The sequence below is a fragment of the Streptomyces sp. NPDC097640 genome, from assembly GCF_040302705.1.
Classification (GTDB): Bacteria; Actinomycetota; Actinomycetes; order Streptomycetales; family Streptomycetaceae; genus Streptomyces.
The window spans coordinates 31,630-54,259 of sequence record NZ_JBEOSB010000002.1 but is presented as its reverse complement, the minus strand read 5'-3'; the positions used below and the strand labels follow the sequence as shown (position 1 = coordinate 54,259).

Annotated in this window: 18 protein-coding genes and 1 pseudogene; 8 read left to right on the top strand and 11 right to left on the bottom strand. The window is 72.2% G+C overall.

The window, feature by feature from the left end:
- Positions 1-50: 50 nt before the first annotated feature.
- The 7 genes from ABTY62_RS02580 to ABTY62_RS02550 all read right to left on the bottom strand — a co-directional run bounded on the left by ABTY62_RS02580 (position 51) and on the right by ABTY62_RS02550 (position 10,495).
- Positions 51-1,505, bottom strand: coding sequence for a sulfatase family protein (locus tag ABTY62_RS02580; RefSeq protein ID WP_352127504.1), 1,455 nt, complete (start codon positions 1,503-1,505; stop codon positions 51-53).
- A complete protein-coding gene (locus ABTY62_RS02575; protein ID WP_352127503.1) occupies positions 1,502-4,009 on the bottom strand; it encodes a beta-glucosidase family protein in 2,508 nt (835 codons plus the stop codon). The genes ABTY62_RS02580 and ABTY62_RS02575 overlap by 4 nt, the downstream gene beginning before the upstream one ends.
- A 53-nt stretch (positions 4,010-4,062) precedes the next feature.
- Positions 4,063-6,186 carry an ABC transporter ATP-binding protein gene (locus tag ABTY62_RS02570; RefSeq protein ID WP_352127502.1) on the bottom strand — a complete coding sequence of 708 codons (2,124 nt, stop codon included), beginning with the start codon at positions 6,184-6,186 and terminating at the stop codon, positions 4,063-4,065.
- A complete protein-coding gene (locus ABTY62_RS02565) occupies positions 6,183-7,094 on the bottom strand; it encodes an ABC transporter permease (protein WP_352127501.1) in 912 nt (303 codons plus the stop codon). The genes ABTY62_RS02570 and ABTY62_RS02565 overlap by 4 nt, the downstream gene beginning before the upstream one ends.
- Positions 7,091-8,044: an ABC transporter permease gene (locus ABTY62_RS02560; RefSeq protein ID WP_352127500.1), complete on the bottom strand. Its 954-nt coding sequence runs from the start codon at positions 8,042-8,044 to the stop codon at positions 7,091-7,093. Before ABTY62_RS02560 ends, ABTY62_RS02565 begins: the two co-directional genes overlap by 4 nt.
- 2 nt (positions 8,045-8,046) lie before the next feature.
- Positions 8,047-9,609, bottom strand: coding sequence for an ABC transporter substrate-binding protein (locus ABTY62_RS02555; protein ID WP_352127499.1), 1,563 nt, complete (start codon positions 9,607-9,609; stop codon positions 8,047-8,049).
- Between the two features lie 247 nt (positions 9,610-9,856).
- Entirely contained in the window at positions 9,857-10,495 is a 639-nt protein-coding gene (locus ABTY62_RS02550; protein WP_352127498.1) for a TetR/AcrR family transcriptional regulator, read from the bottom strand.
- Positions 10,496-10,624: 129 nt separating this feature from the next.
- On the opposite strand from ABTY62_RS02550, the gene ABTY62_RS02545 reads away from it, so the two are divergent.
- The 3 genes from ABTY62_RS02545 to ABTY62_RS02535 all read left to right on the top strand — a co-directional run bounded on the left by ABTY62_RS02545 (position 10,625) and on the right by ABTY62_RS02535 (position 14,286).
- Entirely contained in the window at positions 10,625-11,236 is a 612-nt protein-coding gene (locus ABTY62_RS02545) for a PadR family transcriptional regulator (RefSeq protein WP_352127497.1), read from the top strand.
- The gene (locus ABTY62_RS02540; RefSeq protein WP_352127496.1) at positions 11,233-13,011 is read left to right on the top strand and encodes a sulfatase; all 1,779 of its coding nucleotides are present in this window, start codon (positions 11,233-11,235) and stop codon (positions 13,009-13,011) included. Before ABTY62_RS02545 ends, ABTY62_RS02540 begins: the two co-directional genes overlap by 4 nt.
- Before the next feature lie 135 nt (positions 13,012-13,146).
- Positions 13,147-14,286: an amidase domain-containing protein gene (locus tag ABTY62_RS02535; RefSeq protein WP_352127495.1), complete on the top strand. Its 1,140-nt coding sequence runs from the start codon at positions 13,147-13,149 to the stop codon at positions 14,284-14,286.
- 68 nt (positions 14,287-14,354) lie between these two features.
- On the opposite strand, the gene ABTY62_RS02530 is transcribed toward ABTY62_RS02535, so the two are convergent.
- Positions 14,355-15,176 carry a maleylpyruvate isomerase family mycothiol-dependent enzyme gene (locus ABTY62_RS02530; protein WP_352127494.1) on the bottom strand — a complete coding sequence of 274 codons (822 nt, stop codon included), beginning with the start codon at positions 15,174-15,176 and terminating at the stop codon, positions 14,355-14,357.
- Positions 15,177-15,419: 243 nt separating this feature from the next.
- On the opposite strand from ABTY62_RS02530, the gene ABTY62_RS02525 reads away from it, so the two are divergent.
- Positions 15,420-16,112 carry a pentapeptide repeat-containing protein gene (locus tag ABTY62_RS02525; protein ID WP_352127493.1) on the top strand — a complete coding sequence of 231 codons (693 nt, stop codon included), beginning with the start codon at positions 15,420-15,422 and terminating at the stop codon, positions 16,110-16,112.
- Between the two features lie 17 nt (positions 16,113-16,129).
- Here ABTY62_RS02525 and ABTY62_RS02520 read toward each other — a convergent pair whose 3' ends face one another.
- Positions 16,130-17,044, bottom strand: coding sequence for an MBL fold metallo-hydrolase (locus ABTY62_RS02520; protein ID WP_352127492.1), 915 nt, complete (start codon positions 17,042-17,044; stop codon positions 16,130-16,132).
- A 104-nt stretch (positions 17,045-17,148) separates the two neighbouring features.
- Between ABTY62_RS02520 and ABTY62_RS02515 the strand changes: the two genes are divergently transcribed.
- From ABTY62_RS02515 to ABTY62_RS02505, 3 genes are all read left to right on the top strand, one after another.
- A complete protein-coding gene (locus tag ABTY62_RS02515; protein ID WP_352127491.1) occupies positions 17,149-18,075 on the top strand; it encodes an AraC family transcriptional regulator in 927 nt (308 codons plus the stop codon).
- A 161-nt stretch (positions 18,076-18,236) separates the two neighbouring features.
- A complete protein-coding gene (locus ABTY62_RS02510; RefSeq protein WP_352127490.1) occupies positions 18,237-19,481 on the top strand; it encodes a right-handed parallel beta-helix repeat-containing protein in 1,245 nt (414 codons plus the stop codon).
- Between the two features lie 293 nt (positions 19,482-19,774).
- A complete protein-coding gene (locus tag ABTY62_RS02505; protein WP_352127489.1) occupies positions 19,775-20,383 on the top strand; it encodes a choice-of-anchor C family protein in 609 nt (202 codons plus the stop codon).
- A gap of 38 nt (positions 20,384-20,421) precedes the next feature.
- On the opposite strand, the gene ABTY62_RS02500 is transcribed toward ABTY62_RS02505, so the two are convergent.
- Positions 20,422-20,742, bottom strand: a complete 321-nt coding sequence (locus ABTY62_RS02500) for a helix-turn-helix domain-containing protein (RefSeq protein ID WP_502997389.1) — start codon at positions 20,740-20,742, stop codon at positions 20,422-20,424.
- Between the two features lie 67 nt (positions 20,743-20,809).
- Here ABTY62_RS02500 and ABTY62_RS02495 point away from each other — a divergent pair.
- Positions 20,810-20,992: pseudogene (locus tag ABTY62_RS02495) on the top strand (peptidase inhibitor family I36 protein); the annotation flags it as partial.
- 167 nt (positions 20,993-21,159) lie between these two features.
- On the opposite strand, the gene ABTY62_RS02490 reads toward ABTY62_RS02495, so the two are convergent.
- A complete protein-coding gene (locus ABTY62_RS02490) occupies positions 21,160-22,620 on the bottom strand; it encodes a dihydroorotase (protein WP_352127837.1) in 1,461 nt (486 codons plus the stop codon).
- Positions 22,621-22,630: the final 10 nt, after the last annotated feature.

Below are 22,630 nucleotides of genomic sequence, written 5' to 3'. Positions count from 1 at the left end.
TCGACGGGTGGGCGGTCAGGTCGGCGGGTGGGTGGTCGGTGGTGTCCGGGTCAGGTCCGCGGACCCGCCGCCGGGGCGGCCAGCTCGACCGGGGGGAACCGCGGGTCCGTGGTGGGCGGGATGATGTCGGCCGTCTCGATCTGCCAGCGCAGCAGGGCCTGCTCGAAGCGCCGTTCGGTGTCGGCGTGCTCCGGGCGCCCGGCCAGGTTGACCGTCTCATGCGGGTCGTCGCGGCGGTGGTACAGCTCCGGGGGCTCGTACAGCCGCCACACATACGCCCAGTCCGTGTCGCGCACGGCCACCGCCTTGCCGACGAGGTGGGGCTGTTCGTGCTGGAGGTCGCCCTTGATGTCGTAGGGGTACCCCGGGCGCTCCAGCTGCGGCTCCTCCTCCGCCACGAAGCCGCCCTCGGTGAAGGCGTAGCGACGGTGTTCACGGCCGGGGTCCTTCAGCACGGGCAGCAGGCTCCGGCCGAAGTGGCGGTGCGGCGCGGTGACACCGGCCAGGTCCAGGACGGTGGGCAGGACGTCGACCAGCTCCACCATCCCGTCGTGGCGCTGTCCGGCCGGCAGCCCGCCACCGCTGATGATCAGCGGGTCCCGGGTGATGCAGGGGTCCATGGCGGAGGGCCACTTCTCGATCAGTCCGTAGTCGCCGAGGTATTCGCCGTGGTCGGCGAAGAAGACGCTGACGGTGCGGTCGGCCGCGCCCGAGTCGCGCAGGGCGGCCTGGACGCGCCCGACGTGGTCGTCCAGCCGGGACACCATGCCGTGGTAGACGGCGGCGATCTCGCGCCACATCGGCGGGCTGACCCGGTCCAGGCCGTACGCGCGGCGGATCGCCTCCTTGAAGCCGGGTTCGGCGCCCTCGACGGCGGAGGCGGGCACCGGGTCGGGCACCGTGCCGCGGCCGTGCATCGAGAAGTAGGGCTCCTGGGCCTGGAACGGGCAGTGCGGTGCGAACAGCGGCACGAACAGCACCCATGGCTCCGGCGGCGGGTCGGCGAGCCAGCGCTCGGCGGTCCGCACCGCCGCCTCGTCGTGGTCGATGAGCCCGTCCTGCTCGATCCGGCCCCGGTAGAAGGCCCGGGCCCACACCTCCGACGGGAAGTCCTTGGCGAACCCCGGCCGGGTCGGCTCCTCGGCGAAGCCGTACTCGTCCACGCTCAGCTCGGTCACCCCGGGCGCGAAGGTGTCGCCGCGGGTGCCCGCCCAGGTGACGTGGTATCCGGCCTCCTTCAGGATGCGCAGCAGGTTGGGCTCGTCGGGCCGCAGCAGATGGGTCAGGGTGCGATGGCCGCGCACGTGCGGATACCAGCCGGTCAGGAAGGACGCCCGGCTCGGGGAGCAGACCGGGTGCTGGACGTACGCCTGCCCGAAGACCGTGCCGCGCTCCGCGAGGGCGTCGAGGTGCGGGGTGCGGGCGCGGTCGTTGCCGAAGCAGCCCAGGGCGTCGGCGCGCAGCTGGTCGGGGACGAGGATGACGAAATTGGCGGGGCGGGTCATGACAGCCGTACCTCCTCGGTCAGCGGGGTGTCGTCGCTCGCGGTCCCGGCGTGCACCAGGAAGGTGCCGGGTTCATAGGCCCACCCCCCGCCGTCCGGGGCCGCCTCCCAGTGGGCGAAGGCCCGGGGCGGCAGCTCGACGGCGACCTCGGCGGACTCGCCGGGGGCGAGGTGTACGGGCGCGAAGCCCGCGAGCCAGCGGGCCGGGCGCGCCACGGCGCTGCCGGGCCGGGACAGATACACCTGGGCGACCTGTTTGCCGGGGCGGTGGCCGGTGTTGGTGAGCCGTACGGTGGCGGTCAGGCCCGCGCCCGGGCCGATCCGGGCGGGCAGTGCGAGGCCGTCCAGCCGCCATGTGGTGTAGCCGAGGCCGTGGCCGAAGGCGTAGGCGGGGGCGCGGCCGGCGCGCAGCCAGGCGCGGTAGCCGATGTCCAGGCCCTCCTCGTAGGCGAGGCGGCCGTCCACCGGGCGGGTGGACAGGACCGGCACGTCCTCTTCGGTGGCGGGCCAGGTGGTCGGCAGCCGTCCGCCCGGCTCGCGGACACCGAGCAGCACATCGGCCAGCGCGCCACCGAAGTCCTGGCCGGGGAACCAGGTCAGCAGCACCGCGGCGACCTCGTCCCGCCATGGCATCAGCACCGGGCTGCCGGTGTTGACGACCACGACGGTGCGCGGGTTGGCCGCGGCCACGGCGCGGACCAGGTCGTCCTGGCGACCGGGCAGGGCGAGCGTGGCCCGGTCCCGGCCCTCGGTCTCCGCCTGCGGGGTGGTGCCCACGACCACGACGGCCACCTCGGCCTCGCTCGCGGCCCGTGCGGCGTCGGCGATGGCCCGGTCCGGGTCGGGGACGACCGGCAGCAGGCCGAAGGACAGCACGACGGAGCCGGTGCGGCCGGTCCCGGCCCGGGAGGCGAGGTCGTGGACCACCCTCAGCGCGATCTCCCGCCCGGCCTCGAGACGCACCGGAGTGGCGGCCGTGGGCGGCACGAACAGCCCCGCGCCCAACTCCTTCTCGGCCCCGGCGCGGAAGTCGGACTCCAGGACCGGCTCGCCGTCGGCGTACAGGACGCTCTGGCCGACCGAGGCGACGGCCAGCTCCGCCGGGCCGCCCTCCTCGGGCAGATACCGGGTGGTCAGCTCCAGGGTGCGGGCCCCGGCCGGGGGGTCGCCGAGCCAGACCAGGTCGGAGGCGAACCGGTCCTCGGTGAAGACCTCGCCACCGTCCTCGTCCAGGAACCGCACCCGCACCCCGGGGCCGCCGGTCGCGGGGTTGGTGAGGGTGTGCGGGGGCAGCGGCACCGGCGCGTCGGAGACGACGGTGCCGATGTCGTACCGGACCTCGGCGCCGGGGAGCGCCGCCCGCAGGCCGTCGAGGGGCGAGGTGAGGTGCGTCGGGACGACGGTCGCGCTGCCGCCGCCCTGGATCCGCGGGGTGCGGGCGGCCTGGCCGCTGACCGCGACCGAGCGCAGCGCATCGGGGCTCCAGGGCAGACCGCCCGGGGCGTTGCGGACGAGCACCATCCCGGCGGCGGCCGCCTCGCGGCCGAAGTCCTCCGGGACCTCGGCCGGGAGGGGGTATCCGGCGGGGCCGGCGCCGCGCAGCGCGCCCACCCGCGCGGCGAGCCGCAGCAGCCGCCGCACCTTCTCGTCGATGGCCGCCTCGGGCACCCGGCCCTCGCGCACGGCGGCGACCAGGCGGTCTCCCCAGGGTCCGTCCGGGCCCGGCATCGCCAGGTCCTGCCGGGCGGAAGCGCTGGCCTCGGTGGAACGCACGGCGGTCCAGTCCGAGACGACCGCCCCGTCGAAGCCCCACTCGGTGGACAGCGGATGGCGCAGCAGGTCGTTCTCGCTCATGGTGGCGCCGTTGACCGCGTTGTACGCGGACATCACCGCCCAGGCCCCGGCCTCGGCCACCGCCGTCTCGAAGGGGGCCAGGTAGAGCTCGCGCAGGGTGCGTTCGTCGACCCGGATGTCGACGGTGTACCGGTCGGTCTCGGAGTCGTTGGCCACGAAGTGCTTGGGCACGGCCGCCACCCCGTGGCGTTGCAGACCGCGGACGTAGTGCGCGGCGAGCGCCCCGGACAGCAGCGGGTCCTCGGAGAAACACTCGAAGTGGCGGCCACCCAGCGGGCTGCGGTGCAGGTTGATCGTCGGCCCGAGGACGACATGCACCTCCTTGGCCCTGGCCTCGCGGGCCAGGACCGTTCCGTAGCGCCGGGCGAGGTCGGTGTCCCAGGACGCGGCCAGGGAGGTCGCGGAGGGCAGGCTGAGCGAGGGGGACCGCTCGTCCCACAGCTCGCCGCGCACCCCGGACGGCCCGTCGGACAGCAGCATCGAGTCAAGACCGATGGCGGGTTCGGCGTGGGTGCGCCAGAAGGTGCCCCCGGTGAGCAGGCGGACCTTGCGCTCCAGGGTGAGCGAGGCGGTCAGCTTCGCCACCATGGCGTCGTCCTCGGCGGTCAGCTTCTGGGCGGTCGGCTCTTCTTCGGTGGTCGGCCGAGTCATCGTCGTCCTTGTCGTTCTTGTCGTTTTTGTCGATAGGGGGGAACGGCGGGCGGTCAGCGGACTGCTCCGGCCGCGGTCAGCTCGCCGGCGAAGTGGCAGGCGGCGCCGTGCGCGGCGAGGCCGTCCACGCGGAGTTCGGGTGTCTTCTCGGCGCAGATGGTGCGCTCGGGGCGGGCCAGCGGGCCGATGGGACAGCGGGTGCGGAACCGGCAGCCGGAGGGCGGGTTCTTGGGGCTCGGCAGGTCGCCGCGGAGCACGATCCGCTCCCGGCCAGCCCCCACCTCGGGAACGGGCGAGGAGGACAGCAGGGACACGGTGTACGGGTGGAGGGGGTCGGCGTAGAGCCGCTCGGCGGGGCCGGTCTCGATGATCCGGCCGAGGTACATCACGGCCACCCGGTCGCTGATGTGGCGGACCACGGCCAGGTCGTGGGCGATGAACAGATAGCCGAGCCCCAGCCGGTCGCGCAGGTCGGCGAGGAGGTTCATGATCTGGGCCTGGATGGACACGTCCAGCGCGGACACCGGCTCGTCCAGCACCAGGCACTCGGGTTCGACGGCCAGCGCGCGGGCGATGCCGATGCGCTGCCGCTGGCCGCCGGAGAAGGCGCGCGGCAGCCGGTCGAGGTGGCGTTCGCCGAGGCCGACGGTCTCCAGCAGCTCCAGCGCGCGGGCGGACCGCTCGGCGGCCGGAACTCCGCGCACCTCCAGCGCCTCGTCCAGGACCTGGCGCACGGTGCGGCGCGGGTTGAGCGAGGCGTACGGGTCCTGGAAGACGTACTGGAGACCGCGCCGGACCTCGGCGGCCTCGCCGCGGGTCATCGAGGCGACGTCCCGGCCGCGGACCCGCACGCTGCCCTCCGTCGGCCGGTTGATGCCGACCAGGGTGCGGGCGAGGGTGGACTTGCCGCAGCCGGACTCGCCGACCAGGCCCAGGGTTTCGCCCGCGCGGACGGTGAGGCTGACGCCGTCGACGGCGTAGACCGGGCTGCCGCGGCCGAAGGCGCGCCGGGTGCCGAGGTTCACCCGCAGGTCGGTGACGTCCAGGATGGAGTCGCCGATGGGGGCACGGGGATGGCCGGGCGCCTGGGCGGCGGACGGCACCGGCTCGGGCCCCGGCACCGCCTCGGCCTCCGGCTCCGATGCCGCCGTCACCCAGCAGGCCGCCGTGTGCTCCGGATCCGCGGGCAGCGGTTCCAGCGCGGGCACGGAGCCCAGGCACCGGTCCCGGGCCAGGGCGCAGCGGGGGTGGAAGGCGCAGCCGGAGGGCAGCCGGGCCGGGTCCGGCGGCTGGCCGGGGATGGCGAACAGCCGATCGGCGGAGGTGGCGTCGGGGCCGTCCAGGCGGGGCATGGCGCGCAACAGGGCCCGGGTGTAGGGGTGGGTGGGCGTGGCGAACACGGTGGCCGTGGTGCCGGTCTCCACGATCCGGCCGCCGTACATCACCGCCACCTCGTCGCAGAGCTCGGCGACCACACCCATGTCATGGGTGATCATCAGCACCGCGACCCCGGTGCGGTCGCGCAGGTCGGCCAGCAGCCGCAGGATCTGGGCCTGGATGGTGACGTCCAGGGCCGTGGTGGGTTCGTCGGCGATCAGCAGGTCGGGGTCGCGGGCCAGCGCCATGGCGATCACGACGCGCTGGCGCATGCCGCCGGAGAACTGGTGCGGGTGCTCGCCGGCGCGCCGCTCGGGGTCGGGGATGCCCACCATGTCGAGCAGTTCCACGGCCCGTCGGCGGGCCTGGGCGCGCGGTGTGCCGTGCACGATCAGGGCCTCGGCCACCTGGGCGCCGACGGTGAGCACGGGGTTGAGCGAGGCCTGCGGGTCCTGGAAGACCATGGCGATCCGGTCGCCGCGCACCGCCCGCATGGCGCGCTCGTCCAGTGCCATCAGGTCGGTGCCGTCGAAGCGTACGGTGCCGCTCACCCGCCCCGGGGCGGGGACCATGCGCATCAGGGTGCGCGCGGTGACGGACTTGCCGGAGCCGGACTCGCCGACCAGGCCGGTGATGTGGCCGCGCCGGATGCGCAGGGACACGCCGTCCACCGCGGTGACCGGCCCGCCCGCGGTGTCGAACCGCACGCGCACATCGGTCGCTTCGAGAAGGACACCCGCGGTGTCCGGGCCGTCCGCCGGGCCGTCGACGGCCCTTCTGCCGGTCACTTCCGCGGTCATGTCCGGGTCACCGCCTCGTTGAGTGCGTCGGAGAGCAGGCTGAAGGCCAGGGCCAGCAGCAGGAGGATCAGGGTCGGGCCCAGGACGTAGACGGGCGCGAAGGACAGATAACGGACACCGGTGTTGAGCAGGGTGCCCAGGGACGGCTGCGGCGGCTGGATGCCGAGGCCGACCAGCGAAAGACCGGTCTCCAGGAAGATGGCCACGACCATGGCGATCGCCGTGTGGACGATGATCGGGTCGATGGCGTTGGGCAGGATGTGCCGGATCAGCACCTTCCCCCGGTCCACCCCCAGCACCCGCGCGGCCAGCACGTACTCGCGCTGTTCCTGGGTGAGCAGGGCGGCCCGGGCGAGGCGCCCGTAGCCGGGCAGCAGCACGATCACGATGGTGAGCAGCAGGGCGGAGACGCCGGGCTTGAGGATCAGGGCGATCACGATGCCGAGCACCAGGCCGGGGAAGCCGAGGATGATGTCGAACACGCGCTGGAGGAACAGTCCGAGGGTGCGGGAGAGCCCGCCAGCGATGCCCAGCAGGGTGCCCAGGGCCATCGCGATCGGCACGCCGACGAACAGCAGCACCAGGTCGGAGCGGAGGCCGTAGAGGGTGCGGACGAAGATGTCGCGGCCGAGTTCGTCGGTGCCGAACGGATGTGGCCACGACGGCGGGGCGAAGGTGGTGGTCGACTGCTGGTCGTAGCCGGCGCTGAAGGCCGGCACCAGCAGCGCGGTCAGCACCAGCAGCCCGAGCAGGGACACCCCGACGGCGCCGCGCGGGCGTCGCACCGCGAGCAGATAGCGCCGCCAGCCCTCGGCCGCCCGGGGTCCGGCCCCGGCGCCCGGCTCCGGGGCGGTGGCGGTGGCGGTGGCCGAAGCGGGGTCCGGAATGGTTTCCGCGGTGGTGGTCATCGGGTGCCCTCCAGCCGGATGCGCGGGTCGAGCAGGGACAGCCCGATCTCGGTGAGCAGTTGCAGCAGCACGGCGACGCCGACGGCCAGCAGGACCAGCGCCTGGATGACCACGTAGTCACGCTGCCCGGAGCTGGACACCGCCAGGGAGCCCAGGCCGTTGCGGGCGAAGACGGCCTCGACGACGATGGCGCCGCCGAGCAGCTCGCCCAGCCGGACACCGAGCGAGACCAGGGCGGTGGCCAGCGAGTTGCGCAGGACGTGGCGCAGGGTGACCCGCCGGCCCGACGCCCCCTTGGCCACGGCGGTCTGCACATACTCCTCGGTGTACGACTGGCGCATGGCGGTCTGGATGAGCCGGGCCATCGAGGCGGCCTGCGGCAGCGCGAGCGCCACGGCGGGCAACAGCAGGTACTGGAAGCCGATCTCGGGGTCGCCCAGCAGCGACACCTCGCCGCTGACCGGGAGGACCTGCCAGGCGACGCCGAACAGCAGGGCCAGCAGCAGACCGGTCAGGAACGCGGGGGTGGCCAGCAGCACCGTACAGGTGACGTCCAGCAGGGACCGGGCCCACGGGCGCCGGCTCGACCCGGCGGCGACGCCCAGCGTCACCCCGATGACGATCATCAGCAGGGTGGCGGCCAGGGCGAGTTGCACCGTGCTGCCGAACCGGTCGCCGAGCAGCGCGGTGACCTGGCGGCCGGTGGTGTACGAGGTGCCGAAGTCGCCCTGCACCACCCCGGCCAGCCAGTGGCCGTACTGGCTGATCAGCGGACGGTCCAGGCCCAGGTCGGAACGGACGGCGGCGATCTGGGCGGCGGTGGCGTCCGGGCCCGCGACGGCGGTGGCGGGGTCGCCGGGGGCGAGCCTGGGCAGGACGAAGGCGAGGACGGAGGTGGCGAACAGGACCAGGACGGCCGAGGGGATTCGGCGGATCAGGAAGGGGAGCATGCTCACACCAGATGTGCGTCGTCGAGGCGGAAGGCGCCGAGGAAGGTCTGGTCGACCCCCTGGGCCCGCTTGGAGCGGATGATGGCCGCCGGCGCGGTCACCAGGGACTGGCTGAAGGCCTGTCGCTGCATATACGTGCCGAGGTCCCGCACGGCAGCCCGGCGGTGTGCGGTGTCGGCGGTCGCCACCCGTTCGATGGCGGCGGTATAGGCGTCCGTGTGGAAGCGCGAGGCGTTGGTGGCGGCGAACGCGGGGTGTGATCCGACGAGTGTGGCGGCCGACAGATCGGCGATGCCATAGCCGTTGAGGAACATCTGCCCGAGCTTTCCGGCGGCCTGCCGGCCGCTGTACTCGATGGCGTCGAGCACCTGGGTGCGTACCGTGAACCCGGCCGCGGCCAGGTCGTAGCGGACGATCTGGGCGGTGCTCAGCGCGGCCTGGATCGCGATGACGTCGATCGACACCTCCGCGCCCCTGACCCCCGCCTGCTCGATCATCCGGCGGGCCCGGTCGGGGTCGTAGGTGTAGGCCTCGGACTGGTCCTTCCGCCACCCCGGTTCCTTGGTGGTCCACCACAGGCTGCTGGTGTGTCCGTAGCCGGCGAAGACCTGGTTGAGGATCCGCTCGCGGTTGATGGCGTAGCCGACCGCCCGGCGCACCTCGGGCTTGTCGAAGGGGTGGGCCTGTACGTTCATGCCGAGCGCGTAGTCGACCGTGACACCGCGGTCGATGACGTACCGCTCGTCCTTGGACATCCCCTTGGCGTCCAGTGGCGCGGTGCCGTAGGCGATGTGCGCCCGGCCGCTGCGGACGGCGGTGACCAGGGCGGTGGCGTCGGTGATGACGGGCATGTCGATCCGGTCCAGATAGGGCCGGCCCGGGGTGCGGAAGTGTGGGTTGCGCACCAGCGTGAGCTGCGAGCCGGGGTTCCAGGACCGCCAGGCGAACGGCCCGGTCCCGATCACCTCCTTGCCGCTGGCCAGGCCGGACGCGCTCTCGCGGTCGAGGATGGAGGTCAGCTCGAACATGTCGAAGAGGTTGCCGGCGGGCCGGCGCAGCCGGATGCGCAGCGCGTGGTCGCCGTCGGCGGTCATGTCGGTGATGTGCGCGCTGACGGACCGGGCCTGCGTGCCCGCCGCCGGGTCCATGGTCCGCTTCAGCGAGAAGATCACGTCCTCGGCGGTCATGGGCCGTCCGGAGTGGAAGCGGACGTCGTCGCGCAGGCGCAGCGCGACGGTGCGGCCGCCGTCGGTGATCTTCCAGTCGGTGGCCAGGAGCGGGCGGGGGGTGCCGCTCGCGTCGTACGCGGTGAGGGTCTCGAACACCAGCCGCCGCCAGGTCACCGACTGGGCCTGCTGGGACTGGGCGGTGACCGGTTTGGCGTCGATGTTGCAGGCGATGACGAGGGTCCCGCCGCGGCGGGCCTTGCCGCCGACGGACCCGCGGGCCTCGTCCACGGCGAGACGGCAACCGCTGAGGGTGGCGAGTCCGGTGGCCCCGAGTCCGGCGAGTCCCAGGAGGGTGCTGCGCCGGGTGACGGGCCCGGCTCTGAGAAAGGCTGTCATGGCTTTTCGCCTCTCTGTGCGCCATGTGTGGCGTCTGTGGCATCACCGCCCGAAGCGACGGGCGGTGTGGGAGCACTGTAGGACTAGAAACCATTCATGTGAATGGTTTGTTGCCGACTCATTGCCACCGTCACGTGCCGCAAGCGGGCGGTGACGCGGGGAAACACCGGAGAAACGTCCGGAGGCGAGGGGGAGGTGGCCCGGGCAACATACCCCTGTGCGCCGCGCGCCGGACCGCCTTGCCGCCTTAGGCCAGGCCGCGCAGATAGCCGTCCAGGAACCGGGTGAACACCTCGGGCATGTCGACGGACGCCGGGTCCAGCAGCCACTGGAGTTGGAGGCCGTCCATCACGGCGAGGATCGAGGTGGCCGCCTGGACGACATCGACGTCCTCGCGGATCAGCCCCTCGGCGCGGGCGCCGCGCAGATACCCGGCGACCCGCTCCCGCAGCTCGGTGTAGCGGGAGATGAAGTACGGCTGCGCCGGGTGGCCCGCCCCCACCGACTCGCCCGACAGCACCGTGTACAGACGCACCAGCCCCGCCTGCCGCGCGTTGAGCTCCACCAGGTCCACCAGCCGGCGCAGCGCGGCCATCCCGGTCTCCCGCCCGAAGCGCTGGTTGAAGGCGTAGGTCTCCTCGTCCCTCAGCCGCAGCACCTCGGCGAGCAGGTCGTCCTTGGAGCGGAAGTAGTGCAGCAGCCCGGCCTGGCTCAGCCCCACGGCCTCGGCGATCTCCCGCATCGAGGTCGCCCGGAAGCCCTGGTCGGCGAAGGCCCGGTGCGCGGTGCGCAGGATCTCCTGGCGCCGGGCCCGCCCCTTGGCGTATCCCCGGCCGGAGCCCTCCTGGTCGGTGGCGGCGGACTGCACTGGCTGATCGGGACGCATGACGGAAACGGTAGCCGGATCGGCCACGGATCTTGACGCCGTCGCGGACAGCTCCTAGTTTTTCGGCCACACATATGTGCTCTTGCACATAGGAGCCCCCTGGAAGCCCCAGGAACCCCAGGAGCCCGAGTGAAGCTCGAACACGTCCTGCTGCGGCTGCTGGCCACCCGTCCGTACAGCGGTTACGACCTGCGTAAATGGCTGTCCGCCGAGGGCCAGTTCGTCAGCTCCCGGCTGCATCACAGCCAGGTCTACCGAGCCCTGGCCCGGATGCAGGAGAGCGGCTGGGTCGAATTCCGCGTGGACCCGCGCGAACGCCGCCCGGACGCCAAGGTCTACCGGCTGACCGACCAGGGCCGGGCCGCGCTGCAGAAGTGGGTCCGCTCGCCCTACGAACCCACCAGCCGCTTCGCGGACCCCGACTTCACCAACCGCTTCCTGATCACGGTGGCGCTGGACCGGCAGGCGGCGGTCCGGCTGGTGACGACCGAGCTCCGGTACCGCAGGGAGCAGATCGCCAGGATCCGCCACCGGGACCGCACCCTCCTCTTCGAGGACCCCGTGCCCGGGCTCGACCCCGTACGCCACCAGGCCGCCGCGGACCTGGTGCACGGGTGGGGCACCGGCGCCGTGGACCGGTGGGTGGCCTGGCTCGAGGACGTCCTGCGGCGGCTGGAGAACGACGACCTCGCCCCGGACACCTCCCCCGACCGCCCGGACACCTCACAGGAGGACACATGAAAGCCATCATGGTGATGTTCGACAGCCTCAACCGGCGCATGCTGCCTCCGTACGGGGCCGACTGGACCCACGCCCCCAACTTCGCGCGGCTGGCCGAGCGCACGGCCGTCTTCGACAACGCCTACGCCGGGTCCATGCCCTGCATGCCGGCCCGGCGCGAGCTGCACACCGGCAGATACAACTTCCTGCACCGCTCCTGGGGGCCGCTGGAGCCGTTCGACGACTCCGTCCCCGAGCTCCTGGGGCGGCACGGTGTGCACACCCACCTGGCCAGCGACCACCCGCACTACTGGGAGGACGGCGGCGCCACGTACCACGGCCGCTACACCACCTGGGAGTTCTTCCGGGGCCAGGAGGGCGATGCCTGGAAGGGGCAGGTGGCCGGCCCGAAGGCGCCGGACGACCTCAAGGAGGTGCGCCGCCCCACCTACCGCCAGGACTGGGTCAACCGGCAGTACATGACCACCGAGGAGGAACACCCGCAGACCCTCACCTTCGACGCCGGGATCGAGTTCATCCGCACCAACGCCGCGGCCGACCGGTGGTTCGTCCAGGTGGAGACCTTCGACCCGCACGAGCCGTTCTTCTCCCACCAGCGCTACAAGGACCTGTATCCGCACGACTACGACGGCCCGCACTTCGACTGGCCCGACTACAAGCGGGTGGCCGAAACACCGGAGGAGAGCGCCCACGCGCGCTACGAGTACGCCGCCCTGCTGTCCATGTGCGACCGCTCCCTGGGCCGGGTGCTCGACCTGATGGACGAGCTGGACCTGTGGTCGGACACCATGCTCATCGTCAACACCGACCACGGCCTGATGCTGGGCGAGAAGAACTGGTGGGGCAAGGGCGTCCTGCCCTGGTACAACGAGCTGGTCCACCTGCCGCTGTTCGTCTGGGACCCGCGCGTCGGCACCGCCGGGGAGCGCCGGACCTCCCTTGTGCAGACCATCGACCTCGGGCCCACCCTGCTGGAGTACTTCGACGTGACGCGCCCCGCGGACATGCAGGGCAGGCCGCTGCGCGGTGTCCTCGCCGACGACACCCCGATCCGCGAGGCCGGACTGTTCGGCATCTTCGGCGGCCATGCCAATGTCACCGACGGCCGCCACGTCTATATGCGCGCCTGCGCCGACGACTCCAACGCGCCGCTGTACGACCACACCCTGATGCCCACCCGTATGCGTGGCCGCTTCACCCCGGCCGAGCTGGCCGGGGCCAGGCTCGCCGAGCCCTTCGACTTCACCAAGGGCGTCCCCACGCTGCGCGTCCCGGGCCGGTCGATGCTCAACCCCAGCGCCTACGGAACGCTGCTGTTCGACCTGGACACCGACCCGGAGCAGACCGCCCCGATCGAGGACGACGAGGTGGAGCTGCGCATGGCCGGGCTGCTCACCGAGCTGCTGCGGGCCACCGACGCCCCGGACGACCAGTACCTTCGCCTCGGCCTGCCCCGAACCGGCCCGGTGACCGCGGAACACCTGCTGGTCCGCGCCCAGGGCGAGCGCGCCCGGGCCGCGCTGCGACCGCTGCCGCCGGTCGGTGACTTCCCGGACAGCCGGCTGTCGGTGCGCACCCCCGTGCACATCCTCACCGCCGACCCGGCCGCCGCCGAGATCCTGAGCCGCCACATCCCGGGCGTCACCGACTCGGAGAACCTCCAGTTCATGGCCACGATCTCGCTGATCGGCCTGGCCGCGCTGCCCGTCGCGCGACTCTCCGTCGAGCAGTTGCACGCCATCGCCGACGAACTGGCCGCCCTGGACGCGGCCTGACGGGCCACCAGACGACGGAACACCACGTGGCCGAATCTGATCGGCAATCTTGTGAAGCAACTGAGAAGGTTGAGGAGGTCATGCAAAGATGACGCTCACCCGGGAGCCGACCACCCGGGTTCGAGGAGAAACCCCGTGAGATCTCGGACGTTGAGCCGTTGCTCAGCCGTTGCCGCAACCGTGCTGTCCGCCGCGCTGCTGCCCCTGTCCGCCGCCCACGCCGCCGACGCCTCGGCGCCCGCGGCGCCGCAGCCGAACGCCGACTCGTTCGGCCGAATAGCGGACGCCGTGCTGACCGACCGTACGGCCGCGCTGCTGGACCGGCCCCAGCTCGCCCGTACGGCGCAGAAGGCGCAGGGTAACGTGCGGCTCTCGTCCGCGCTTTCCCGCACGGAGAACACCACCCTGGCCTCCGTGCGGGGCACGCGCGAGCGGCTGGCCGAGTTCGGTGAGGCCTACAGCGACGCCGACACCGAGGTGACCGTCGACAGCACCCGCGTGGAGGGGCAGCGCGCCACGGTCCGGGTCACCGAGGCCACCACCCTCACCTATCAGAAGATCCGCGGCGACGAGCCCCCGACCACCGGCTTCACCGCGCACCACGAGCTCACCTTCACCGCGCAGACGGACGGCACCTGGCAGCTGGAGAGCGTCCGCCGCACGGACAAGGGCCCCCGCGCGGTCAACGAGCCCGTGCCCGCGGCGAGCTCGGCGCCGGTGCGCCCGACCGCGATCATCGACGCCCCGCGCGCCGCCATCACCCTCCCGGCGCCCGCCAAGCCCAAGAACCTCGGCAGCGGCACCACCTACGACTACACGGCGATGGCCACGTACGCCGAGAAGTACTGGAAGAACTACAACACCGCCTACCGCCGCTTCAACAGCGCCGGCGGGGACTGCACCAACTACATCAGCCAGTCCCTCTTCGCGGGCGGCTGGAAGAACGACACCACCTCCACCGAGGACTACGACACCTGGTGGTACAGCACGTCGGGCCAGTCCGACTCCTGGATCGGTGTCAACGAGTGGTCCTGGTTCACCCAGACCGCGAAGCGGACCACCGCCCTCGCGAACGCCTACCAGATGGACCTCGGTGACGTCCTCCAGGTGGACTTCGACAAGGACGGCGCGAAGGACCACACCATGATCACCTCGTACCGGAGCACGAGCGGCGTCCCGTACCTCACCTACCACGACACCGACACCTACCGGCGGTCGCTGTCCAGCCTCATCTCCTCGTACCCGAACTCCGCGTACTACGCCTACCGCACCTGACACCGCGCCACCCCCTGAACCCCGGCCCGCTGCTCCCGTACCCCCGGCGACAGGAGCGGCGGGCCGGCTCACGGCGGGGTGAACAGCGTCGGAAAGCGGGGCGCGAGCCACGGCTTGCGCCCCCAGGCCAGCACGTGGCCCCGGGCGAGCGCGCCCCACGGGCCGAGGCGGCCCAGCGCCATCAGGAAGAAGGCCACCGGCTCGGTGAGGATGGTGCAGTCCGGCCGGCTCGGCGGGCACGGGCTCACGGCTATCGCGCCGTCGGTGAAGGTGGTGCCGAAGCGGGCGCCACCCCTCAGCCGGATGGTGTAGCGCGCCGTGAGCCCGGCGGTGGCCTCGGCGTCGACGACCCGCTCCATGGCCGTGAGCAGGAAGGGCAGGGTCAGCTCGACCCGGACGCGGTCCACCATATGCGGACGGCCCAGCGCGCGGGCCAGGTCATAGCCGTGGCCGAGCATATGCGTCAGCAGATACGACCCCAGGACGTCCAGGCCCATCGGACCCATCGGGGTGTCCAGCTCGCCCTGCGCCACCGGCCGGGCAGCCGCCTCGAGAAACGCGTCGGCCTGCTCGACGATCATGGTGGCCAGCGGCTCGGCCCGGCGCTCCGTGAACGCGGCGAGCGCACGCTCATTGGCCACGGCCAGCCCGTCCCGCGTGCCGTCCCCATGGGTGCGCGCCTTCCCCGCCGCGACATCCGCCATCAGCCCATTGGCCTGCGCCAGATGCGCCGCCGCCTCCCCGACCGACCACCGCGACCCGGGCACCGGAACCCCGGTGTCGGCCGCGCCGCGCAGTACTGCGGCGATGTCCTCGGCGGTGGCGTGGATCGCCTCGCCCAGCCCCGCGGGCCCCGGGCCCCCGATGTTCCGGCCACTCACGGACCCCATCGCTCTCCCTCTCGAACCGGATGCGCCCCGGCGCCTGCCCGAGCGTCAGCCCAGGATCCCCGAACCCGCCGGTAACCTCTACCGCCACGACAAGCGCACCAGGGCAACACGCGGGGACCACCGAGAGTGCGGCGCCCGCTTCTGAGGCTCGTCTACGCTGGCCACAGGCGCGGGGCCGACGGGTTCCGTGCCCTCATCGGTACCGCGCGGCACTCCGCGACCAGGCGGCGGCAGGGATGGCCCATGAACACGCGTTGGCCCCGTTCGCTCTCCTGCCTCATGGTGGCCGCCCTGTCCTCGGCCTTCCTCATCGGCTGCGGAAGGGACGAGCACGGCCGCAACTGTCCCGGCCACGCGGGCAAGGACCTCTCCGGCCGCACCGTCGACGGCTCCGACCTGTGGCAGAAGAAGATGCGCTGCATCAGGCTCGAAGGCTCCACACTGACCGGGTCCGTGTCCGAGGCGAACCTGCGCCACGGCAACCTCTACAAAGCGCGGCTGACCGGGGCGTCGCTGGAGAACGTCGACCTGCGCGACGCCGACCTCCGCCGGGCCGACCTCAGCACCGCCACCCTCTCCGAGGTCGACCTGCGCGGCGCCGACCTCAGCGGCGCGGCGCTCGGCAGGAGTCTCCTCACGGACGTGAGCTTCGACGGCGCACACCTGGGCGACGCGAATCTGCGGTCCGCGTCGCTCACCCACGTCGGCCTGGCCGACGCGGATCTGCGCGGTGCCGACCTGGCCGGGGCCACGCTGTCCGACTCGGATCTCCGCGGCGCGCGCGTGCGGAAGGCCGATGTCACCCAGGCGAGCTGGGAAAACGTCGTCTGCCCGGACGGCTCCCGGTCGACCCCCGGGGGTTCCTGCCTGGACCATCTCACCCCGGCGGCCGGACCCTCGGGGCATCGCGGACACGCCGGGACCACGCCCGGGTGATGGCCGGGAACACCCGCCTACCGGGTGGCGTAGGCCGCCCACGGCCCGAGGGTGAACCCGCCGTCCTTCCTGCGGACTTCCACCGCGCCCGCGCCACCGAAGTGTGCCGGAACGACCAGCTCGCGTGTCTCCGCCGCCCGTTCGAGGATGCGACTGCGGCTGGCCACCGCCTGCCCCGGGCCGAGGCAGAAGCAGCTGTTGCAGGAAGGGCGCAGGATCTGCACCGGGCTGTGCAGCAGATCGCCGACGAACACCGCCCGGTCACCCCCTGATGCGAGCCGCAGCACCGAGGATCCGGGGGTGTGGCCGGGTGCGGACTCCAGGATGAGGTGTTCGTCGATGCGGTGGGTGCCGTCCCACAGCACGGCCTGTCCGGACCGGTGGACCGGTGCGACGCTGTCCTCGTAGACCAGCCGGTCGTCCTCCCGCAGGCCGCCGCCGTACGCGTTGTCCGGCCCGAAGTGGAAGTCGTCCGCGGCCGGGATGAGGTAGCGGGCGTTGGGAAACGTCGGCACCCACTCCCCCTCGACGCCGACGGTGTTCCAGCCGACGTGGTCGGCGTGGACGTGGGTGTTGACGACGACATCGACAGCCTCCGGGCGGACACCAGCCCGCGCCAGCCTGCCGAGGAAATCGCCCTCCCGGCGGTGGAACTGCGGCATTCCGGGGCGCTCGCGCCCGTTGCCCACTCCGGTGTCGACCAGGACGGTCCGCCCGGCGCTGCGCAGCACCCAGGTCTGGAGCGCGGCCACCGCCATGTCGTGCTCGGGGTTCCAGTGGTCCGGCGCCAGCCAGTCCTCGTTCTCCTTCCACACCTCGGCCCCGGCCTCCGGAACGATGCCGGGGGCCGGCGCGAAGGGCCCGCCCCACTCGACGATCCGGATGACCTCGACATCTCCCAGCACGATGTGCTGCACGTTTTCGCTGCTCATGTTCTCGACCTTAAGGAAGGCCGGTTGAGCCTCTCAATGCGTGAAGGAGTCTTCTGAATACGCATCCGTCTCATGCTCGAAACGATGAGAGCTATCCTGACCCGGTGGATGTGGTGAGCGATGCGATCGCGGCCGTGCGCGTCGGACGGCCGTCCTCCAACCGGGTGCGGGTGGGCGGAAGCTGGTGCACACGGCTCGCCCCGTATGACGGCGCGGGCTTCCATGTCGTACTGGAGGGCAGTTGCTGGCTGCTGCCCGACGGCGGCGCCCCGGTCTCGCTCGGCACGGGGGACGCGGTGCTGCTGCCGCACGGCACCGGGCATGTGCTCGCCGACGCCCCGGCCGACGCGGCGACCGTGCGGCGGGCGGTGCCGTTCGAGCCCTGGCTCGACGGGACTCGGCCACGCGAGACCGGGCCGGCCACCGGCGCGGCGGAGTTGCTCTGCGGCAAGTACCGGCTGGACCGCGCCTGCGTCCATCCGCTCATGACGGAGCTGCCGACGGTCGTCCACCTGCCGAACCGCGTGGGCGGCCACCCCGAACTCCGCGCCGCCATCGACCTGCTGGGCCGTGAGCTGGACGCGCAGCGGCCCGGGTCACACGTCGCGGTCCCCAGCCTGCTCGACCTCTTGCTGGTCTACATGGTCCGCTCCTGGGTGGCCGAGGACACCAGCGGGGTCTGGCCGGCCGTGCTGAACGACCCGGTGACGACCCTCGCCCTCCGGGCGATGCACTCGGATCCGGCCGCCGCGTGGAGCAACGACCGCCTGGCCGCCGAGGCGGGCGTCTCCCGTCCCACCCTGGCCCGCCGGTTCACCGCGCTGGTCGGCCGCCCGCCGATGGCGTATCTCACCTGGTGGCGCCTCACTCTGGCGGCCACTCTGCTGCGCGACACCACGGATCCGCTGGCCACCATCGCCCACCGGATCGGCTACGGCACCCCGTATGCCTTCTCCCACGCCTTCAAAAGGGAGTTCGGAGCCACCCCCGGGCAGTACCGGACCGAAGCCGCCGGGCGGCGGGGGCGTTGACGCTCCAGCAAGCGCTTGCTAATTTGAACTTCATGTGATGGCCGTCACGTGCTAAGAGCCGCCCTGTCCTGCCCTTCTGAGGGTGGGAAGCCGTCAGCAATCGCTCTCATGTGCTGCGTGCCGCCCCCACGGCAGCCCTCACAGCAGGAGGTCTCAGCGCCATGAAGCACACCCGGATGACCCGGATTTCCCCTGCCCCGCGGCAGAAGCCCCCCACGGCCGCGCGCGCCCACCGCGCACGCGGCACCCTCGCCGCCGCCGCTGCGGCGGTGGTCGCCTCGGCGGGTCTGCTCGCGGTCCAGCCCACCGTCTCGCACGCCGCGTCGATCAAGGCCGACGCCTTGTACGTGTCGCCGAACGGCAGCGCGAGCGCCCCCGGGACGGAGTCCTCCCCGACGACTCTCGCCTCGGCGATCACCCGCATCACCGCCGGTGGCACCATCTATATGCGCGGAGGGACCTACAACCTCTCGCAGACCGTCACCATCGCACCCGGCAACAACGGCACCTCCAGCGCCCCCAAGCAGCTGTCCGCCTACCCGGGCGAGAAGCCGGTGTTGAACTTCTCGGCCATGAGCGAGGACCCGGCCAACCGCGGGCTCGCCGTCAACGGGTCGTACTGGCGCATCAGCAACCTCACCGTCGAGCGCGCCGGTGACAACGGCATCTTCGTCGGGGGCAGCAACAACGTCATCGAGCGGGCGGTGACGCGCTTCAACCGCGACACGGGGCTCCAGATATCGCGTATCGCCTCCAGCACCCCGCGTGAACAGTGGCCGGCGAACAACCTCGTGGTGAGCTCGGAGTCGCATGACAATGCCGACTCCGACGGCGAGGACGCCGACGGCTTCGCCGCGAAGCTCACGGTCGGCGCCGGAAACGTCTTCCGCTACGACGTGTCCCACAACAACATCGACGACGGCTGGGACCTGTACACCAAGGATGACACCGGCGCCATCGGCCCGGTGACCATCGAGGACTCCCTCGCCCTGAACAACGGCACCCTCTCGGACGGCTCACAGGCGTCGAGCGGTGACCGCAACGGCTACAAGCTCGGCGGCTCGGACATCGCCGTCGACCACGTCGTCCGCCGCAGCATCGCCTACCGCAACGGCAAGCACGGGTTCACGTACAACAGCAACCCGGGCCACATGTCGGTGTCGGGCAACGTCAGCGTCGACAACGCCGAGCGCAACTTCTCCTTCGACGGGGGCACCTCGGTGTTCCGCGACAATGTGTCCTGCCGCAGTAGCAGCAGCGGGACGAAGGACCGCACCATCGGCGACGCCGACGGATCGAACCAGTTCTGGTCCGGCACGAACGGATCCCGCTGCTCGTCGTACGGTGGCGCGCTGAAGTGGTCCTTCGCCTCGGACGGCCGCCTCACCGTGAGCTTCGGCGGCTAGCCGGCGGCCACCGCGCCGAGCCCGGGCGACACCGCCGGCCCGGGGAGAGGTGGTCCCGCACCACGGACGGCTTCTCCCCGGGCCGGCGGCAGCACGATCCCCCGCGTCACCGTGTCACCGCGTCGGACGAACCTCCCTCCCCCATCGGCTCGTTGTTGCGCGAGGGGCGCGCACGGGCCACCGGGCGATGCCCGGCGCCACCGCACTCCCGCCTGCGAGCCTTCCTGGCGCCTTCCGCCAGGTGGGAAGGTCGAGCGCTGTTCCGCCGACCTTCACTCTTCGGGAGGAATTACATGGTGGTTTCCCGCTCTGCCTTCACCGCGATCGCGGTGGTCGGGCTGCTGGCCGCCTCCGGTACGGCCATGGCCGCGGCCCCCGCCGCCACCGCCACCGCGGCCGTCAGCCGTTTCGACGACGGGAGTTTCGAGTACCCCACCGCGCCCGCGAACGCGTTCACCACGCTCTCCAGCGGCCAGTCCATCGGCCCCTGGAAGGTCACGCGCGGGGCCGTGGACCTGATCGGCGCCGGATTCTGGCAAGCGGCCGAGGGGAACCAGTCCGTCGATCTCAACGCCGCCGAGCCGGGCACGGTCGCACAGACCTTCCGGACGACGGCCGGCCAGAGGTACACCGTGACGTACTCGCTGGCCGCGAACCCGGCGGGTGGTCCGGCGGTGAAGACCGGGAGCGTCCTGATCGACGGGCAGAACTTCCAGGACTTCTCGTTCAACTCCACGGGCAAGAGCTTCGCGAACATGGGCTATGTCACCCGAGGGGTCACGTTCGTCGCCAACGGCACCACCACGACGCTCGGCTTCACCAGCACGGTGGCGGGCGCCTACGGCCCCGTCATCGACGACGTACAGGTCGAGCCCTGCTGCCAGTGTGGTTGCTCGAAGTAACAGCCGCCAGGGCGGTGCCCGGTGACCCGCGGCCGGGTTCACCGGGCACCGAGCCGCTCTCCGCAAGGTGGGCCGAGGACGGGGTCTCCCCCGCCGACCTGCTCCGCCACCTCCCGCCGGCGGCGCTCCCACTCCTCGGTGTCCCCGTCGCAGGCGCGCACATACGCCAGCGTCACCGCCAGCGTCGGCAGCCGCTGTCCGGACGCGGCGGACGACAGGGTCGAGATCGAGTAGTGGGCCCGCTCCGCCAGCGCCCGGTACGTCGGGCTGCCGGCCTTCTGCCGCAGCTGCCGCAGGCCCGCGGCGAACTCCGGTAACGGGCCTTCCTCCGTATCCAGCGGGCGCTCCCTGCGCGCCATCGCCGCACCTCCCCGCTGCCCGGGCGCACCGGCGGGGCCGCCTGCCGAGACGGGAGAAGTGGTTGTGATGATCAGGAAGAGGATGCTGGGCGCGGCGGCCGGTGTCGCGCTGACGCTGAGCGGCACCCTGGCGGCCGGCCCCGCGGCAGCCGGGACCACGGCGGCCGCGGCCGGTTGGGAACGCTGCAATCCCGGCTACTTCTGTATCTTCGACGGCCCTGACGGGACCGGCACTGGAATCGCACCAGCAGGGTCTGGACCATGTACGACGGCTACAACTACACGGGCCAGGACACATGCGTCGGGGCGAGCACCGGTCCGTGGACGATCACGCCCGGCCGCGACAACACGGTCAGCTCGCTGAGGGCGACCCCCGGGCGCGTCTGCCCCATCTGATGTGGGCTGGATCAGCCTGCATCAGGCCGGGCGGTGCAGATAGGCGCCGACGGGCTCGCCGACGACCTCGCCCGCCCGCAGGATGTGATGGCCTCTCAGGAAGGTGTCGGTGACCCGGGCGGTCAGCTCGAACCCCTCGAACGGGGTGTACTCCTGCATCGACTCCGACTCCGCGGCGCGCACGGTCCACGTGCGGCCCGGGTCGACCAGGGCGATGTCGGCGTCGAAGCCGGGTGCGATGGCGCCCTTGCTGGGCAGCCCGTAGCGCTGGGCCGGGTTCCAGGAGGTCAGCGCGGCGATCCGGCCCAGCGGCAGGCCACGCTTCGTCCCTTCGGTGATCAGGCCGGGGAGGAGGTATTCGGTGCCGCCGAATCCGGACCTGACGACGAAGACGTCGTCCTCGGGCTCGCCGAACTTCAGCTCCTCGCGGCAGCACGCGTGGTCGCTGACGACCCAGTCGACGGTGCCGTCGAGCACGTACTCCCACAGCGCCTCCACGTCCTCGCGCGGCCTCAGCGGCGGGTTGACCTTGCCGCCGAGGCCGTGCGCGGTGGTGATGTCGGCGAGCAGATGCCCGATGGTGACCTCGCGGCGGAAGTCGATGTGCGGGAACGCACGGCCCATCCGGACGGCCGCGTCGACCGCCTTGCGGGACGACAGATGCAGCAGGTTGACGGTCGGCAGCCCGGTCTCGTGCGCCAGATAGGAGGCGATGGAGACGGCGAGCCCCTCGGAGTGCGGTGGCCGGGAGGCGCTGTAGGCGGCGAGCCCGGTCAGCTCGCCCGCCTCCTCGACCAGTTCGGTGTACGCGGTCATGATCTCGGCGGTCTCGCAGTGCAGGGACAGCGAGATCTGATCGGCGAGGCCGGGGAACCGCTCGCGTGCGGCCTGCACCCCGCGCATGACGAACTCGAAGTGCGCGTAGTCGTAGCGCTCGTCCTCACCGATCATCAGGAACGCGCTCTGGTCGGCCGACCTGCCGTGCAGACCATGGCTGCCGTAGAACATGAAGACCTTGAACGAGACGACGCCGAACCGCTCGATCAGGTCGGGGATCTCGTCGATGTGGCCGCGCGATATCGGCGCGAGGTGGAAGCCGTAGTCGACATGGGCGCGGCCGGAGGCGGCGTCCAGCACCTCGGGGAAGAAGTCGGCGTAGTCGCCGCCCTTGTTGAGGTAGTACCGCCCGGTCCGCATATAGGTCAGGGCGGTGGTGACCCCGCCCTGAGCGCACGCGCGGCTCTCGGTGGCCGCGTCCTCGGCCAGCGGGTGGTAGATCCCCCAGTGCTGATGGGCGTCGACGACGCCGGGGAACGCCAGCTTGCCTCCGGCGTCGATCACCCGGCGGGCGCCTGCCGCGGCGATGCCGGGGGCCACGGCGGCGATCCGCCCGCGGCTGACGGCGATGTCCGCGGGCCGGGGCTGGTCATGGTCGTGGGTGACGACGCGGGCGTCCCGCACCACCAGGTCGTACTCGGTCACCGCGGCCTCC

Excerpts from the sequence above, each read along its gene's own strand:
- ABTY62_RS02530 (WP_352127494.1), bottom strand. The coding sequence starts at position 15,176 with ATGGGGTCCGTGAGTGGCCGGAACATCGGGGGCCCGGGGCCCGCGGGG.
- ABTY62_RS02525 (WP_352127493.1), top strand. The coding sequence starts at position 15,420 with ATGAACACGCGTTGGCCCCGTTCGCTCTCCTGCCTCATGGTGGCCGCC.
- ABTY62_RS02505 (WP_352127489.1), top strand. The coding sequence starts at position 19,775 with ATGGTGGTTTCCCGCTCTGCCTTCACCGCGATCGCGGTGGTCGGGCTG.
- ABTY62_RS02555 (WP_352127499.1), bottom strand. The coding sequence starts at position 9,609 with ATGACAGCCTTTCTCAGAGCCGGGCCCGTCACCCGGCGCAGCACCCTC.
- ABTY62_RS02540 (WP_352127496.1), top strand. The coding sequence starts at position 11,233 with ATGAAAGCCATCATGGTGATGTTCGACAGCCTCAACCGGCGCATGCTG.
- ABTY62_RS02550 (WP_352127498.1), bottom strand. The coding sequence starts at position 10,495 with ATGCGTCCCGATCAGCCAGTGCAGTCCGCCGCCACCGACCAGGAGGGC.
- ABTY62_RS02500 (WP_502997389.1), bottom strand. The coding sequence starts at position 20,742 with ATGGCGCGCAGGGAGCGCCCGCTGGATACGGAGGAAGGCCCGTTACCG.
- ABTY62_RS02570 (WP_352127502.1), bottom strand. The coding sequence starts at position 6,186 with ATGACCGCGGAAGTGACCGGCAGAAGGGCCGTCGACGGCCCGGCGGAC.
- ABTY62_RS02580 (WP_352127504.1), bottom strand. The coding sequence starts at position 1,505 with ATGACCCGCCCCGCCAATTTCGTCATCCTCGTCCCCGACCAGCTGCGC.
- ABTY62_RS02565 (WP_352127501.1), bottom strand. The coding sequence starts at position 7,094 with ATGACCACCACCGCGGAAACCATTCCGGACCCCGCTTCGGCCACCGCC.
- ABTY62_RS02520 (WP_352127492.1), bottom strand. The coding sequence starts at position 17,044 with ATGAGCAGCGAAAACGTGCAGCACATCGTGCTGGGAGATGTCGAGGTC.
- ABTY62_RS02575 (WP_352127503.1), bottom strand. The coding sequence starts at position 4,009 with ATGACTCGGCCGACCACCGAAGAAGAGCCGACCGCCCAGAAGCTGACC.
- ABTY62_RS02510 (WP_352127490.1), top strand. The coding sequence starts at position 18,237 with ATGAAGCACACCCGGATGACCCGGATTTCCCCTGCCCCGCGGCAGAAG.
- ABTY62_RS02560 (WP_352127500.1), bottom strand. The coding sequence starts at position 8,044 with ATGCTCCCCTTCCTGATCCGCCGAATCCCCTCGGCCGTCCTGGTCCTG.